Here is a 17202-nt window from a genome sequence, read left to right on the forward strand (position 1 = left end):
CATTATTCATAATTAGTGTAAAATAGACACTTTTACACTAACCAATGTAATCGATAACAAAACAAGGGAGTTAATAAAAAAAATCAAAAGATTATTTATAGAAAACGTCATAAGCAAATCGGATAAGGGTTCCAATTACCACAACTAAAAAGAAAATCCTGATAAAGCCATTTCCTTTGTTGATAGCAAGCTTTGCACCAAGCCATCCCCCTATTCCATTGCTGACAGCCATTGGAATGGCAATGCTCCAGATGATTTTTCCTTTTATCATAAACAAACAAATCGAACCAAAATTGGTCGCCAGATTTACCATTTTGGCATTAGCAGAAGCATGCAAAAAGTCAAAACCCAATAAAGCTATAAAAGCAACCACGAAAAAACTGCCTGTTCCCGGACCAATGAATCCGTCATAAAAACCGATAATAACACTAATTACAACAGCATACATAATCTGAACTGTTGGAGAATGATCTTTAGCAACATGCTGTCCGAAGTTTTTCTTTGCATACGTGTACACAAACAATAAGGACAGAACAATCAGCAAAAGCGGTTTCATAAAATCGTTGCTTACAAGAGTTAAAATTGTTGAACCTAAAAATGCAGAAGGAACCGCAAGACACATCATAATTAATAACAATCGCCACTGTATTATTACATTTTTCAGATATTGAAAAGCCGCAAAAGCAGTTCCGCTAAAAGCCGGGATTTTTAAAGTTCCAACAACAGTAGAAACAGGCAGATTGGGTAATAAAATCAATCCCATTGGGGTTTGAATCAGTCCGCCTCCGCCTACAATTGCATCAATAAATCCTGCGGCAAAAGCAGCAAGACAAAGTAAAAATATAATATAAGAATCCATTAAAATTGATTTTGAGCTGTTCAAAAAAACAAGCTGCAAAAGTACGCCTTCCATTTTGTTTATTAGTAAAATTTAAAGTGGATTTCTCCTCAAAAAGTATATTTTTGCTAAAAAATATTGAAATGGATTTTACCCGAATTATAGAATTAGCAAGTTATACTTTACCAGCCATTGTTACCGGATTTGTGGCTTACAGTTTTTTTGAACTGCATATTAAAAACAATGATAAAAAACGTGCTTTTTTACTAAACAGAGAATACCAAAAACAATCTTTGCCAATACGTTTACAGGCATATGAGCGCATGACTTTATTTTTAGAGCGTATCAACCTGACTAAATTATTGATTCGTGTTGCACCAATTTCACAACTAAAACACGATTATGAAAATTTCATCATTGACCAGATCGAACAGGAATTCGAGCACAATCTGACACAGCAAATTTACATGTCTGACGAATGCTGGACAATTATCACAACTGCCAAAAACTCGACTATCCAAATGATTCGTAAAGCAGTCATGAGTGATAGAGTTGACAGCGCTGATAAATTGCGTGAAGTAATTTTGAATGATTTATTAGAAAAACAATCGCCTAGCAATGCGGCTTTGGGATTTATTAAAAATGAGGTGGCGGAGCTTTGGTAAATAATGAATCTTTTACCAATTCTTATTTAAGACTATTCAGGACAACCTGCACCCAATTTTGATTCTTTTCAGAAATTATTATGGTTTTAAATCCATATTTTTCTCCTTCCATTTCAACACCAACTGAGTCATCAATATGAATATCAATATTGTACATCGGAGGGAATTTTGAGCAATTAATATTATGCTTTTTAATTTCCTTTTGATGTTTCTGTTGGTTTATGACAAAATCGACAGGAATTCCATAAGAATAGAACGTCCATTTAATTCTTGTTTCACTTCTATGGGAAGTAGTGTAAATATATATTTTATAATTACGCTTTTTTATTTCTTTAAATAAATCTATTGTTCCTTCTCTTAAACTTTCGATTCCAAAAAATTGCTGAAATAAATTTATCTTTTCTAGTCTAAATTTATTTTTTGCAATTAAAGTATCGTCCAGATCAAAAGAGATTATCATATATAGAGGTTTTACAAACTACCTATTATCACTCATAATTTCAGACTTATTCTGAGCGTATTCATATCCCTGCTCCCACCATGTTTTCATAACTTCTTTATTAAAAATCAAGGCATTATTGGTTAGTTTTGTCGGAGTATAATATAAATTAAGTTTCACATTCTTATTACTTGCTATTAGTTTTCCTATAGCAATATCGTGTTTTTCAACCTGATCCAAAGCAATTCTGAATAAATCAATCATCAAAGAAAAAGGATTTTTCCCGATAACATTTTTTTCCATATTGACTTCTGTTTCCAGAACGATTACGTCAATTTCTGTAGCTCCGCGGTTGATTGCTTCACGAATAGGAACCAGACTTGAAAACCCGCCATCTCCATATTCGCAATTGTTTTTTTCAACAAGACTCATAAAAGGCACATAATTACTCGAAATCCAGGACCAGTCACAAAATTCTTCGTAAGTACACTCTTTTATCGATTTATATTCGGCTTCGTTTTTTGTAAAATTGGTTACTGTGATTACAACATCCTTATTTAATTTCTTTAACTGATTGAAATCAGATAAAGAAAAATTCTTTTTAATATATTTCTGCAAGCCTTTACTTTCTCCAAACGTTCTTTTTCCTTTAAAAAACTGCCGAATTACATTAAAGTGATTAATGGTCACAATATCTACGCCATCTTTAACTTTGACCACAAATGGACAAATATTAAAAATTTTAGCCATATTGACATTGGTGTAAATCGAATGAATTTGATCAATATTTCCGAGTGCCAGATGCGGAATCAATAAACTTCCGGTTGAAGTTCCCAGAAATAAATCGTATTGATATTTTTTTACTTCTAATAAATATTGTGCAACACCGCCGGCAAATGCGCCTTTACTACCGCCACCGGAAATAACCAATGCTCTCATAAATTAATTGTAGGTTTTGTTGTTTTAGAAGAAAGAAAATAGAATAAAGAATAAAGACTTTTCTATTCTTTTATCTGGATTCTTTCTTCTATATATCTATGCTTCATTACTATTTACTCTTTCAACAAACGATTCAACTGAAATTGTTCATCGGGGGTCAAATTAGGCAAAATTCTTTCAAACGAAGCACGCATTTCAGATTTTTTTAACAACAATCGAATGGTTTCTCTACCAAATTTCGAAAACTGCCACATGTGATGGGTTGTAGCATTCACTAAATTACTCAAAACCTGATCGTTAATAATTTTAAATGCAATTAGTTTTTCTAACGCATTTTGCCTGGTTGTAGCTTCATATTTCGTTGAAGAAAAAGCAATTAATTCTGAAATTAAAGTTTCAGGATCATTGCTGTAATTTGGTGTGGACAACGCCAACGAAAGCCATAAGGTACGGAGATTGTAGTCGTTGAAACCAATCCATGTTTTTGTTTTATCAAGATATTCAGCTCTGTGTTCAGGGAAATCTTTCCACAAAAAATATAGGGCAATTTCCTGTGTCTGATAAGACTTATCATCTAATAATGTTTCGTATTGTGTTCTAAAATCTTCCGGAATTTTTGATGAATTTTCGGCCACGGCCTTACGGACTTTAACATTATTTGTTTGCAAGGCAGCTGTTAAAAGTCTTTTTTTAGACTCGTATTTTTCAGATTCAATTTGATCTATAATTGATACTTTTACAGACTGATACACATCGGAATTTAAAATTTTCAAAAAGTAATCCTCTTTTTCTGCCAAAGGTGTTTTTTTCAGTTTATCAATTTCAAGTCGCTGCTGAATCGTTTTGTTTTTACTCAACAGAGCATTAGCTGTCGGTGTATCAAAAGCTGTGGTTTCCAACCATGTTTTCTGAAACTTATCCAAATCAAAATCAGATACTTTTTTAATTTCGTTAAAGAAATCCTGTGTATTGACCGTTTTATAGGCATATTTTTTTAAATAGCTTTTTATGGCCTTTTTAAACGCCTTATCACCAATAGATTCATGCAAAACAAATAATGTCCAGGCTCCTTTTTCGTAAAAAGTCAGTGAACTGGCTTTGGCATTCAAAACCGGAATCGAATCAGTTCTGGAAGCAAATTTAAGTTGTTGTGCCGTATCGTATAATTTTGAATAAAAATAATCTTCGCCATAAATTTCTTTTTCGGCCAATAAAGCATAATACGTTGCAAAACCTTCCTGAAGCCAGTGATGGGTACTGCTTTCAGCTGTAATTAAATCTCCAAACCAGTGATGTGCTAATTCGTGTGCATCCACATTGGTATAATTACGGTCTTCAAAACCAATCGAATCTACCACATAACGTGTTGCAAAAAGCGTTGTGGTAGTGTTCTCCATTCCGGCATACAAAAAATCCCGAACCGGAATTTGTCTGTTGATTTTCCATGGATATTTCACACCTATTTCTTTCTCTAAAAAATCAAAAATACGTTTTGAATAACGGTAAGTTGGTTCAAAACGATCTGCATCTTTAGACTCCAGATAATATTCTAACGGAATTTTAGATTTTGATTTGAATTCTTTTCTTTCAAATTTTCCAATCGCAAGCATCAATAAATAAGAACTCATTGGTTTTCCCATCTGATATTGCCAGTGAAGCTGATTGTTTTCTTCTACCTTTTCTTTTAAAATTCCGTTTGAAACAACCTGATAATTTTTGTCGTACGTAATACCTAAATTAAAAATCAGTTTTTCATTCACATCATCAAAACTCGGAAACCAGTTACTCGTATATCTTCCCTGCCCCTGCGTCCAAATTTGTACCTCAGCGTTCTCGATATCTACAAAATACAAAGCCTGTTTTGGTTTTACTGCATATTCAAAAGTTAATTGATTTTCACCTTTCTGAAAATGATCAACGATTTGCAATTGTTTTCCTGTATTAATAAAAATGGCTTCTTTTTGATTGATTTTAACCTGATGAAATTCCATATTTTTAGCATCAATCTTCAGGGTGTCAAGCGATTTTAAAACCTCAAACTGAAATTCAACCGAACCGGAAACCAATTTTTCATTTGGATTCAGTTTTAATTGACCTGAAACCGATTTAAAATCGACAAATTGGGTTTGTTGCGCAAAAACGAAAGTGGTGAAAAATAATAAGACGTATTTCATTGAAATAAATTTGAAGGCAAAATCCAAAGTTACAAAGGTTTCATCAACAAATCGAATGAAATTTGTAAGTTTACATTAGAAAATTTTGAAAACGTGTCAACACCTAAAAAAGCCTTATTTAACTGGAGCAGCGGAAAAGATTCTGCTCTGGCTTTATATAAAATCCTTCAGAATCCAGATTATAAAATTGAATGTTTACTGACCAGTGTTAACCAGCAATATCAGCGAATTTCAATGCACGGTGTACGCGTAGAATTACTCGAAGCTCAGGCTAAAAGCCTTAGTTTGCCTCTTAAAATAATGCATATTCCGGAAATGCCAACCATGGAAGTGTATGAAAATGTCTTGAATGAAACATTATCTGAATTGAAAAAAGAAGGCATCACACATTCCGTTTTTGGAGATATTTTTTTGGAAGATTTACGCAAATATCGTGAAGATAAATTAGCAGAAATAGGTTTTGAAGCTGTTTTCCCAATCTGGAAAACCCCTACGCATGATTTGATTCAGGAATTCATTCGTTTAGGATTTAAAACAATTGTGGTTTGTGTAAATGAACGTTATTTGGACAACAGTTTCGTTGGCAGAATTATCGATCAGGATTTTATTAACGATTTACCTGAAAATGTGGATGTCTGCGGGGAGAACGGCGAATTTCATACTTTTACATTTGATGGGCCTATTTTCTCCGAACCTGTTAATTTTAAAATTGGTGAAACCGTATATCGCAAATATGAAAAACCAAAAACCGAATCCGGCAATACCGCCTGTGATACTAACGCATCAGATGCTTTTGATTATGGATTCTGGTACACTGATTTGATTCCGAAATAATTTTATTTGACCATGACCGTAAAAAATCAAACTGCTGAATTAGAAAAAGTTCTGTCGTTTTTAAACGAAATCGGAATTGATGTTGTCGAAAAACAACTGGAAACCTCATTCCTGCCGGGATTGAGCCTGGGACCAAACTGTCTTTATATTGATTTTGAAAAATTATTATATCCCGGAGATATTCTTCATGAAGCCGGGCATCTGGCTGTAACAACTTCAGCCGAAAGAAAGATTGCAGGTACAGATGAAATGGCTACTGACTGGCCTTCTCAGGGCGAAGAAATGGGCGCTATTTTATGGTCTTTTGCAGCAGCAAAATACTTAGAATTACCTGTTGAATTTGTCTTCCATCCCAACGGATATAAAAATGAATCGGAATGGCTGATTTCTAATTTTACCAATGAAAATTATATCGGATTGCCTTTCCTTGAGTGGGCAGGGCTTACCTTAGGAAAAGTAAATGCGGTAAAAGAAGGCAAAGAAGCTTTTCCAAAAATGCTAAAATGGCTAAGAGATTAAATTATGGATAAATTAGTACGCTCAATAAAGTTTCCGATGTTTTTTGATCCTGAAAAGCTCAAAAATGACGTTCGTAAAATCATCAATAAAAACTGGACCAATCATTACAACACAAATGATTATACCGGAAAATGGACTTCTATTGCCCTAATGTCACAAAATGGAAAGTCAGATTCTATTTTTGCACAGCCAAAAGGTGATGAAAAACTAGTTTCTACCGAAATAATGGATTCATGCACTTATTTTCAGGAAATTCTGAACAGCTTTTTATTTGAAAAAACAGCTGCCCGTTTATTGAAATTAGATGTTGGTGCCGAAATAAAACCGCATACCGATAATTGTCTGGGATACGAAGACGGCTGTTTCAGATTGCATATTCCGATCATTACAAATAGCGAAGTTGAATTTATTTTAGATGGAAGACGTTTGATCATGAACGAAGGCGAATGCTGGTATATTGATGCCAATTTTACTCATTCTGTAGCCAATCGAGGAACCGAGGACAGAATCCATCTGGTTGTTGACGGACTTCGAAATGACTGGACGGATGATTTATTTTATAAAGAAGCCAGTCAAAATGAATTTGTACGCCCCGCTACAGAAGCTTCCGAAAAAGAAAAACAACTTATAATTGCTGAACTGAAACGCATGAACCCGCCAAATTTAGATGCGATTTTAAAAGATCTGAAGTAACTACTTTTCAATTACATAGTTTTCCATAACCAAAATATCCAAAGCTGTAATTTCGAATAAATAAAGCGCCTCTTCAGGAGTTTCAACAATTGGCATTCCTTTTTTATTGAGGCTTGTATTAAGTAAAACGGGTATCCCGCTTTGCTTATAAAATGCACTAAGTAATTTCGCAAACTTTGGGTTCCAGCTTTCTTCAACTGTCTGAACACGTGCAGAACCATCCTGATGCGTAACGTTTTTAAGCTTTTCAAGATGTTCCTGTCTTGTTTTATCTACCAAAATCATGTACGGACTATTTCTTCCATACAAAAAATAGTCATTCACTTTTTCCTTTAAAACTGCCGGTGCAAAAGGGCGAAAATCTTCTCTGAATTTTATATCCAGATTAATATGGTCTTTCATGCCCTCAATTCCGGGATGTGCCAAAATACTTCTTCGTCCCAAGGAACGAGGACCAAATTCTGATCCCGACTGAAACCAGGCAATCGTTTTTCCCTGATTTAATTTTTCTGCGCAATAATCTGCCAGATCATTTTCATCCGATACCTTTTTAAGACTGTATTTCTTATACTCTTCTTTATCCAATGCTTCTTCAATTTCGGCATTGGTATATGTTTTGCCAAAACAGGTACTTCCGTCATGGGGCACTTTTGCCTTGTTTAAATATTCCAGCCAGCCATAAAATGCACAGCCAAGTGCCAGTCCATTATCTGCGGCAGCGGGTTCAAAATAAATATTTTCGACTATTTTGCTGTCCTGCAGTTTGGCATTTGCCACAGCATTGAGCGCTACCCCGCCTGAATAACACAAATTTTTATGAGGAAATTTTTCTAATCGGTTTTGAATACATTTTAAAACTGTTTTTTCAACCTGTTCCTGAGCCCATTTGGCTACATTGGCGTAATAATCAAAGTTATTTTTGAAATATTCATATCCTTTTGACGGATTCGTAAATTGGTTTTTCCAGTGTTCATTTACAAACAAATTACCTGATTTAAATTCGAATGCTTCAAAATCATAAACACCTGATTTTCCAAATGGTGCAAGCCCCATTAATTTGCCCACATCATCCATATCTCCAAAAACATAATGGCTTACGGAAGCATAAAATCCTCCGATAGAATGCTGTGTAGTAGGAAGCGAAAATAAACTGCCTGATTTTTCGGCCATTTTACTGAAATTCTTAATCAAAGGAGTTAATTTTTGCCCGTCAAAATGATAAAAACTGTCTTTTTCGCAAACCATCTGAACTTCATTCAGGGTTTCCGGACTTACATATTGTTTCTGTTCGGGGTGTAATTTGAGAAACTGATCGAGCGGGCTTCCACATCCATCAATCACCATTACTGCACATTCTGAAAATGAGCAGGTTCCAACGGCGCTGTAGGCATGTGCCAAATGATGCGAAATATCAATAATTTTCAAATCCGGTACTTCTGCAAAAAGTCTTTTCCCTTTGTATTGATTGCGATCCGGAATATCGAAATTTGCGCATTGTACTACTAGAGAAATATCCTTTAACCGAATTCCTTCAGCATCCAGACAATACTGAATTGCCAGATTATCATTTCCTCCATCATGTTTAATCCGGGTTAACCGCTCTTTTTCGATACCCACACAAACACGTCCATCTTTTAATAAAACTGCAGATCCGTTGTGCGAAAGTCCGGTACCCAAAACATAAACAGGTGAATTCATTAAGTCAATATTTTTTTGTAGTTTACTTTTTCTAAACTACTAAAATAGTTAAACTTACTTATCAATCGAAAGAATATACTGAAGAATTTCCTGAATATTTAAAACATAATCAGGTGTTGTATTTTGAATAGCATGATTGGGCATAAAAGGCATTTCGGCAGAATTTGGGTCCTGAACAATTATAGTTCCACCTTCATTTTTAATTGCTTTTAATCCTGCTGTACCGTCTGCATTTGAACCTGACAGTAAGATTCCAGCTAATTTACCTTTGTAAACCTCAGCGGCTGATTCGAAAGAAACATCAATACTTGGCCTGCTGTAATTTACTTTTTCGGAAGTATCCAGTGATAAAACATTATTTTTTTCAAATAACAAATGATAGTTAGAGGGCGCTATATAAATGAATCCGGGTAACAAAGGAACTTTATCTTCTACCGGTTTTACATTGCTGCGTACCTTTAATTTTATAAGTTCTTCTAAAGTCTGATCATCCGTGCTTTTTCGGTGCAGTACAATTACGACAGCCAAAGTTTTAATTACCGGCAATTGGGGCAGAATTTGCATTAATGCATTTAAACTTCCCGCAGAACCGCCAATAATTAGGACCTTAAAATCTGGATTTATTTGATCTTTCTCCATATTTTTTCTTTCTCCACTTGTTTGTATTTGCTTTGTGATATAGAATACTTTATGGTTTCTTTTGTCCCCAAAGCCAAAAAACCTAACATCGAAAGGCTTTCATCAAATAAATTGATTGCTCTTTTTTGCAAATCATTATCAAAATAGATTAAGACATTTCGGCAAAAAATCAAATCAAATTCATTAAATGAGGTATCTGAAACTAAATTATGTTGTGAAAAAACCATTTTTTGAGATAGTTCTTCGTTAAATTTTGCAATTCCATAATTGGCTGTATAATAATTCGAAAAATCTTCTTTACCGCCTGAATCTCTGTAATTTTCTGAATACTCTTTCATCATTCGCAATGGAAAAATCCCTTTTTTGGCAGTTTCCAAAACTTTTGCATTTATATCGGTAGCATAAATCAGGGATTTGTGCAGTAATCCGGCTTCTTTTAATAAAATGGCTACCGAATAAACTTCCTCACCTGTAGAACAGCCTGCATGCCACAAACGAATAAAAGGTTTGGAGCCCAGTAACGGGAGAATCTGATTTCGGATTACAGTATAAAAAGAAGGATCCCGAAACATTTCGGTAACATTTACCGTAATTTCATCAACCATGTGTTTATAATACTCCGAATCAGATCTTACTTTTGACAAAAACTCTTCAAAATGGGTAAACCCGTCCAACTCATAGATTCTGTTTACACGTCTTTTTAGGGATGCCCTGGAATAACTGCCAAAATCAAAACCGTAATATTCATATACTTCATTGATTAGGGATTCCAATTCAATATCTTCAATCATAACCATTTCCTATTTTGCCCAACAATAAAAGTAATTTATCTACATCAACCGGTTTAGAAATATAATCATCTGCACCTGCCTTCAAACATTTTTCTTTATCTCCTGACATTGCCTGAGCCGTTACTGCTATAATAAAAGTTGATTCATGCGAAGGTATTTTTTTTATTAAAGGAATGGCCTCATAACCATCCATTTCAGGCATCATCATATCAATCAAAACCGCATCTATATTTGCATCATCATTTAATATTTTCAAGGCTTCTTTGGCACTTAAACATGAGACACAATCGAACAATTTGGCACGCATTGTGTTTTCCAAAGCAAAAATATTTCTGGAATCGTCATCTATAATCAAAAGTCGTTTTTTATCCATTTTTTGTTTTGTTAATTAAACTTTATCATATAGCCACACACGTAATAGAGAAAGTAGCTGATCAATATCAACCGGTTTTGTGATATAATCTGAGGCTCCCGCTTTAATGCATTTTTCACGATCTCCGGTCATGGCTTTTGCCGTTACCGCAATCAAAGGCAAAGTAAGGAATTTTGGATTGCTTCGTATTTTTTCTGCCGTTTCATAACCGTCCATATTGGGCATCATCATATCCAGTAAAACAATATCTGTATTTGGATTTTCTTCAAGCATTTTAATCGCTTCTTTACCATCAAATGCCGTAATGACATTCATTTTAAATACTTCAAGAGCTTTTGTCAGCGAATAAATATTACGAACATCATCGTCTACAATTAAAACTGTTTTATCCAGTAAAATATTATTGAGTAAATTCAGTTTTTTGTAATTCTCTTTTTTTCCTTCCGGTCCTTTGTTTTCTTCGACCAAATGCAGGAAAAGTGATACCTCATCGAGCATTCTCTGATACGAATGTGCCGTTTTAACGATTATCGAATCGGCATATTTTTTTATTTTTACTTCTTCTTTAATAGATAAACTTTTTCCGGTAAACACAATTACAGGAAGGTTTTCAAGTCCCGGATTTTTTCTGATCCCATCCAAAATTTCATACGATTGCTTGTCCGGTACTCCCATGTCTAAAATTACACAATCAACTTCGCTTTTATTCAGTGCCTTTAGCCCTTCTGCAACTTCGCTTTTTATTTCGGAATTGATATTGTACGTTTCTAAAAAATAAGCTAATGCCTTTGCGTGTTTAGGATTATCCTCAATAATCAACACTTTTTGGGCTTCTTTGCTGATGATGTGTTCTATTCGCATAAAAACTTCGGGAATTTTTTCAAATGCAACCGGTTTATCCAGAAAGTCAACAGCTCCTTTTAATAAACTTTCCTGTTTTAGTTTATGCGATGACATAATATGCACCGGAATATGTTTGGTCTGTGAGTTATTTTTAAGCTCTTCCAAAATTTCCCAGCCGCTTTTTACCGGAAGTTCAATATCCAGCAAAATACCAATTGGCTTATACATCAAAGCAAAATTCAATGCATAATCGCCCCGTACAGCTACAATTCCTTTATAACCGTTTTTCCTGCTGAAGGTCAACAATGATCTGGCAAAATTGATATCGTCTTCTACAATTAAAATTACCTTATCATTTTCTGAAATTGAATTCCTGTCATCTTCTATTTCATCGGGAATAATCTCGCTGATATATTTCTTTTTTTGATTTTCGTTTTCAGCGGTTTCAACCGGATCAATTTCTATCGGAGGTGTTTTTTCGATTGTCACTTTTTTGATTTCCGAACCAAAAACGGGCAGGCATAATGTAAAAGTACTTCCCTCGTTTACCTTACTGTGCAAAATAATTTCTCCTTTAAGCAATTTTGCCAGTTCCCTGCTGATTGATAAGCCTAAACCGGTTCCGCCATATTTTCTTTTGGTTGAGCCGTCTGCTTGCTGAAAAGCTTCAAAAATTAAAGGTTGCTTGTCCAGTGGAATTCCGATTCCGGTATCTTTTACAATAAAACAGATTATTTTATCATCGTCATCATTTACCTTAATTTCTACACTTACAGATCCTTTTTCGGTAAATTTGATGGCATTGGAGATTAAATTTTTAAGTATCTGCTCCAGTCGCATTTTGTCTGTTTTCATGACCACCGGAGCTTCTTTATCAATAATTTCAAAGTCTATTTTTTTCTCTTTTGCAACTATCGAAAATAAATTAGACAGATTATCTGTGATTTCTTTGGTTGAAACATCTAAAAACTCCAGTTCCATTTTACCGGCTTCAATTTTAGATAAATCGAGAATTTCGTCAATTAAACCCAACAAACTGTTACCTGAACTCTGAATTACTTTTGCAAACTCAATTTCTTCGTTATTCATGCTTTTGTTATTGTTCTCGGACAATAGACGGCTTAACAACAAGATAGAATTCAAAGGAGTCCTTAGCTCGTGTGACATATTCGCCAGAAACTCCGATTTGTAACGTGTGGTTAGTTCCAGCGCTTCTGACTTTTTCTGAATTTCAGTATTTCTTTCTTCCAGTAAAACACTGCGTTCAGAGAGTTCTTCATTGGTTTGTTCCAGTTCTTCCTGCTGCACTCTCAATTCTTCTTCTGATGCCTGAAGCTTTTCGGTCTGAGTTTCTAACTCGGCATTCATTGCTTCGAGCTCGCTATGCTGAATTCTTAACTCTTCTGATTGTGACTGGGTTTCTTCCAGCAGTTCCAAAACGCGTTTTTTGTCCTGAGTTGATTTTATGGCAATCGCAATATTATTAGAAACAGCCTGCAAAAATTCTAAATCAATTTCAGTAAACTCCTTTACACTTGCTATTTCAAAAGCCCCTTCGGTTTTAGTATCAATCAAAGGTACTGCAATAATGTGTTTGGGTTTTATTTCTCCTAAAGCATAAGTAATCTGAACATCATCTTCAGAAAAAGATTTCAATTCGAGCATTTTCCTGGAAAGGACACATTGTCCAATTAATCCCTGACCTATTTTAATATGCTCTCTGTTTTTATTCGGAAGATAGCTGTAACCAGAAGTTGCATACAGTTCGTCTCCGTTAACTGCATAGATAACCCCTGCGCTGCTTTTGGTATATTGGCATAAAAATTCAATAACATCTTTTGATAATTTTTCGAGTTCTTTATCCCCAATCATCACATTATTTAGTTGTGCGATTCCGGTTTGCAGCCATTCTTTTTGAGACAATAAATCAAAAGATGATTTTAGGGAAGCCCCCATACTATTTAGTGATTCTCCTACACTGCCCAAGGCATCCGATTTGGTATCATCGACCCTGATATCGTAATTCCCTCTTGAAATATTACCCGCAATAGTACTTATTGCATCAATTCTCTCGGCAGTTTCTCTGTCTTTTCTTTCTAATTCTTGCTGAAGAAATGAACGTTCATTATGATCTTTTAAAATACGCAGTAAGAAGACAATGGTTATGATAAAAGAGATTATAAAAGCTGCAATAATTAAAATGAAGCTGTAATTACCGTATTGTTCAGAGTTTTCATTTCGGTTTTTTAAAAGTAACTGTTCCGAACTTTCAATTTTCTTATAATAACTTCTCAGTTCATCCATCATTTTTTTCCCATTATTGAGATCAAAAGCGACAGTTTCCTTACCAAGGCGTTTTTTAACTACCTGATTATTTAAATACTTATAAAAAACAGCTGTACTCGATTTTAGTTTTCTTAAGTTTTTTTGCTGGGAGGGATTGTCTGACGTTAATTCATCGAGTTTATCAAACAAATTATTCGATTTTTCTTCAGCATTATTATACTGATCCAAAAAATGTTCATTCCCGGTTATTAAATAGCCACGCATGCTCGTTTGGGCATCCGTTATTATGGACACACCTTCATTCAGGTTATAAATTACCTCCTGAGTGTGGTTTACCCAATAGTTACTGTTCAGCAGACTTCTTATACTTAAAAATGAAGCAGTTGAGCTTATCATTAATATTAATAACGAAACTAATGAACTGATTAATAAATTTCTTTTAAAGTTATTTTGTTTCATATTTTGGTACTATTTCTTTTTATCTTTCATATATAATTCACTAATGTTCATTATCTTATAAATTATTTTGTTTCCTGATATTCTAATGGTAAAATCATAATAAAACTTGCTCCATTACCTACCTGACTTTTCGCAGTAATTAATCCATTATGTTTTTCAATTATTTTTTTTGCAATAGCCAGTCCGATTCCGGTTCCTTCGTAGCTTTGTCGGTCGTTTAAGCTCTGAAAAATGATAAAAATCCTGTCCAGGTAAATTTCATCAAAACCAATTCCGTTATCTTTTACTGTAATCCGGCAATACTTTCCATTTGGCGAAGGTTTACCATCGAAATCTTTGATTTCAATCAATTCTGAAGTAATCTCAATTAAAGGATTTTCTGTATTATTTGAAAACTTAAGTGCGTTTCCGATCAAATTTTGAAAAACCTGTCGCAACTGACTCGGAATACTGTCAATAGTTGGCAAAACATTGGTTTTTATTATGGCGTTTTTACGCTCAACCAGATAATCAAAGTCTGATATAACTTCCTGTAATACAATATTCAAATCGGTTTTTTCGGGCTGTACTTTTGATGACAATCTTGAATACGCAAGCAAATCCGTAATTAAAGTCTGCATTCTTTCTGCCGATTTAATTGTTCGGTTTACATAATCAACCGCCTTGTCATCTTTGGCAAGATAAAGATCTTTGATGATTTTTATAAAAATCTGAATCTTTCTGACGGGTTCATTCAAATCATGCGAAACTGCCCATGAAAACTGCTGCAGTTCATGATTCTTAAGTTCCAGTTCTTCGTTTTTTGAGAGTAATTCTTTTGTCCTTTCTATTATTTTTGCTTCGAGATTATCCTGCGCTTCTTTTCTGATTTTAACTTCTTTCGAGAGCAGCTCTTTCATTTCTTTCAATTGATTTTGCTGTTCGTAAATCTTGAGGAAAGTTTTTACTTTTAAAATAAGCAAATCAGTATCAACGGGCTTGGTTATGTACTCTACGGCTCCGGTTTCGTAACCTTTAAAAATGTATTTTTTGTCAATATTAAGTGCCGAGAGAAAAATAACCGGAATATCTTTGGTCTTTTTATTGCCTGAGAGAATTTTTACCACCTCAAAACCATCCAGCCCGGGCATCTGGACGTCCATGATAATGAGGCAATATTTAGTCTGTAAAATTTTCTTTAAGGCCTCTTCTCCCGATTCTGCTGTATCTACATCAATATTATGCAGCTCTAAAGTTTTTTTTAAGGCAATTGTATTTGCCCTTATATCGTCTACAATTAATATCATGTGTTTTGGGACTAAGGCGTTATGGTTTAAAATTTTTATTTTTTAAAAATATTATAAACTCTCAAATCTATTCAAAAAAAAACAAATAACCCTTATTAGCAGAAACAAAATTCCTTACATAATTTCCATGTTTTTAGTCTGTAAGATTATTATTTTTTTGCAAAAATCTTTAAGAGCCTGTGTAAAATAAAAGAGTCATAAAAAAACAGCTTCATAAAAAGCTGTTTTTTTCAATATATGAGGCTCCGTTAGCTAACTAATTTCTGATTATATGATTTACTGAATGTCAGATGATATTTTTCCTTAAGCATTCTTGACAAATAATTCCGGCTTACCAAATTAACTCCTGAAAACATCGCTGAAATACTTAGATTTGAAACTCTTTTCAACTCTTCTATTTGTTTATTTGCCAGCGCAATGATTGGTTTTATATCTTTTAAATATCCATAGCTGTATTGTTCCAGTTCAATCTCCAGAATGCTTTCCAGAATTCTTTTTCTCAATAAATTTTTAACCATTCCTTTTTGTGGAACTGCTTTAAATTCTTTTATCTTTTTGGCAATTAAAAAATTTTGCGTTGCAACAGTGATGTAATTTCCGTTTTGATTGCGAAATACTTTATCTAAACCAGAAAATAAATCAGTGTTTTCTATATTGGATGTATTGCAGCTTAAAATTGAAAACCGAATGTGTTTAAATCCTTCAAAATAAAAAATACTATTAATCGCAGAAGTATTTCTCACAATCCCGGTTTGATCAGATTTCACCTTTTTTATTTTTCCGTTAATTCCAAAACTATGCCTTAGATTTCCTTCAAAACAGTAAGTAAACCAAATAGGCGAATTGATTCCGGATTCCATACTTAACATGGTATCTTTATGAAAAACAATATCAAATTCCATGTAAGAAATCTGTTGACTAAGCATTATACCTCTAATAACGCCCTTTGCATTTTTGGATTTGACTGTCAAATTATATTGATTGTTCTCTAACGTCAAAGTACCGTTCAGGCTATCTTTAAGATCATTAAAAATAGTGTTCATTCTCCCTGTATTTAAGTAAAGTTTTTTCATCTGATAACGGTTTAAAATAATTAAAAACTCAAAGCGTTCAAAATTCTAAACTTTCATAAATCAACGATCATTATCACTTTTGAACAATTCAAATTTCGTTATTGAATGAATGAATCCTGTTATATAATTTTTAGTACTATTTTCATAATTAATACTTTACAAAAATAAACTCGTTGGGCGAAATTAAAAATGAGTGTCAGGCTGAGTCCGTTCGTCTTCGCTCAGGATAAACTTAGTCCAAGCCCTTTCGTGTTCAAAAGCCTTCGACTCCGCTCAGGAAGAGATCAATTACTTAAGTTATAAATGATGTTTCACTCTCAATTTTTATACTTTTTATAATCAAATCAATCTTTTTAATCTATTTCACCCAACGGGTTAAAAAAAAACAAAAACAGCTGCTCCAAATTCAATATTTGAAACAGCTGTTTTTCAGCAAAATAAAAAAATCCTAAACCTATCCACGTAAGTCGAAAGTTGTAAAATCAAAAGAAGCAATGTTGTAAATAACAATTGAATACCAATTCTACATCATTTAATTTAACTTTAAAACATGACATTATGTATGTTTGTTTGTTATATGATTATTTAAGAAAGTTCTTTTTACGTTATATAGATTGAATTAAAAGCACTGCATAAACTGTCTTCTTAAATAT

The 17202-nt window shown here is 33.8% G+C and carries 15 protein-coding genes; 4 read left to right on the plus strand and 11 right to left on the minus strand.

Translation table 11 applies throughout. From position 1 onward, the window contains the following. Window positions 1-91: 91 nt before the first annotated feature. The gene (locus tag FLV_RS08555; protein WP_243232913.1) at window positions 92-859 is read right to left on the minus strand and encodes a sulfite exporter TauE/SafE family protein; all 768 of its coding nucleotides are present in this window, start codon (window positions 857-859) and stop codon (window positions 92-94) included. Window positions 860-981: 122 nt separating this feature from the next. Between FLV_RS08555 and FLV_RS08560 the strand changes: the two genes are divergently transcribed. After that, on the plus strand, window positions 982-1503 hold the full coding sequence (locus FLV_RS08560; RefSeq protein WP_243233444.1) for a hypothetical protein: 522 nt from the start codon (window positions 982-984) through the stop codon (window positions 1501-1503). A 22-nt stretch (window positions 1504-1525) separates the two neighbouring features. Here the strand turns inward: FLV_RS08560 and FLV_RS08565 are convergent, their stop codons facing one another. The 3 genes from FLV_RS08565 to FLV_RS08575 form a co-directional block, all read right to left on the minus strand. Continuing rightward, window positions 1526-1963: an HAD family hydrolase gene (locus FLV_RS08565; RefSeq protein WP_243232914.1), complete on the minus strand. Its 438-nt coding sequence runs from the start codon at window positions 1961-1963 to the stop codon at window positions 1526-1528. 18 nt (window positions 1964-1981) lie between these two features. After that, on the minus strand, window positions 1982-2881 hold the full coding sequence (locus FLV_RS08570) for a patatin family protein (protein WP_243232915.1): 900 nt from the start codon (window positions 2879-2881) through the stop codon (window positions 1982-1984). A 113-nt stretch (window positions 2882-2994) separates the two neighbouring features. Next, window positions 2995-5055, minus strand: coding sequence for a M1 family metallopeptidase (locus FLV_RS08575; protein ID WP_243232916.1), 2061 nt, complete (start codon window positions 5053-5055; stop codon window positions 2995-2997). Window positions 5056-5148: 93 nt separating this feature from the next. Here FLV_RS08575 and FLV_RS08580 point away from each other — a divergent pair, with 93 nt between their 5' ends. The 3 genes from FLV_RS08580 to FLV_RS08590 are packed head-to-tail and all read left to right on the plus strand — an operon-like array spanning window position 5149 to window position 7101. Further along, complete coding sequence (locus FLV_RS08580) at window positions 5149-5889, plus strand: diphthine--ammonia ligase (protein WP_243232917.1); 741 nt, start codon at window positions 5149-5151, stop codon at window positions 5887-5889. A 12-nt stretch (window positions 5890-5901) separates the two neighbouring features. Further along, window positions 5902-6408, plus strand: a complete 507-nt coding sequence (locus tag FLV_RS08585) for a hypothetical protein (protein WP_243232919.1) — start codon at window positions 5902-5904, stop codon at window positions 6406-6408. Window positions 6409-6411: 3 nt separating this feature from the next. After that, the gene (locus tag FLV_RS08590) at window positions 6412-7101 is read left to right on the plus strand and encodes an aspartyl/asparaginyl beta-hydroxylase domain-containing protein (RefSeq protein WP_243232921.1); all 690 of its coding nucleotides are present in this window, start codon (window positions 6412-6414) and stop codon (window positions 7099-7101) included. On the opposite strand, the gene FLV_RS08595 is transcribed toward FLV_RS08590, so the two are convergent. The 7 genes from FLV_RS08595 to FLV_RS08625 all read right to left on the minus strand — a co-directional run bounded on the left by FLV_RS08595 (window position 7102) and on the right by FLV_RS08625 (window position 16549). Further along, window positions 7102-8799, minus strand: coding sequence for a carbamoyltransferase (locus FLV_RS08595; RefSeq protein ID WP_243232923.1), 1698 nt, complete (start codon window positions 8797-8799; stop codon window positions 7102-7104). A gap of 54 nt (window positions 8800-8853) precedes the next feature. After that, the gene (locus FLV_RS08600; protein WP_243232925.1) at window positions 8854-9438 is read right to left on the minus strand and encodes a chemotaxis protein CheB; all 585 of its coding nucleotides are present in this window, start codon (window positions 9436-9438) and stop codon (window positions 8854-8856) included. After that, window positions 9420-10229 carry a CheR family methyltransferase gene (locus FLV_RS08605; protein ID WP_243232927.1) on the minus strand — a complete coding sequence of 270 codons (810 nt, stop codon included), beginning with the start codon at window positions 10227-10229 and terminating at the stop codon, window positions 9420-9422. The genes FLV_RS08600 and FLV_RS08605 overlap by 19 nt, the downstream gene beginning before the upstream one ends. Then, window positions 10222-10602, minus strand: a complete 381-nt coding sequence (locus FLV_RS08610) for a response regulator (protein ID WP_243232929.1) — start codon at window positions 10600-10602, stop codon at window positions 10222-10224. Before FLV_RS08610 ends, FLV_RS08605 begins: the two co-directional genes overlap by 8 nt. 15 nt (window positions 10603-10617) lie before the next feature. Further along, window positions 10618-14190 carry a response regulator gene (locus FLV_RS08615; protein WP_243232931.1) on the minus strand — a complete coding sequence of 1191 codons (3573 nt, stop codon included), beginning with the start codon at window positions 14188-14190 and terminating at the stop codon, window positions 10618-10620. Window positions 14191-14252: 62 nt separating this feature from the next. After that, complete coding sequence (locus FLV_RS08620; RefSeq protein WP_243232933.1) at window positions 14253-15476, minus strand: response regulator; 1224 nt, start codon at window positions 15474-15476, stop codon at window positions 14253-14255. 248 nt (window positions 15477-15724) lie between these two features. After that, on the minus strand, window positions 15725-16549 hold the full coding sequence (locus FLV_RS08625; protein ID WP_243232936.1) for a hypothetical protein: 825 nt from the start codon (window positions 16547-16549) through the stop codon (window positions 15725-15727). Window positions 16550-17202: the final 653 nt, after the last annotated feature.

This window comes from Flavobacterium pectinovorum (assembly GCF_022802975.1).
GTDB classification, from domain to species: Bacteria; Bacteroidota; Bacteroidia; order Flavobacteriales; family Flavobacteriaceae; genus Flavobacterium; species Flavobacterium pectinovorum_B.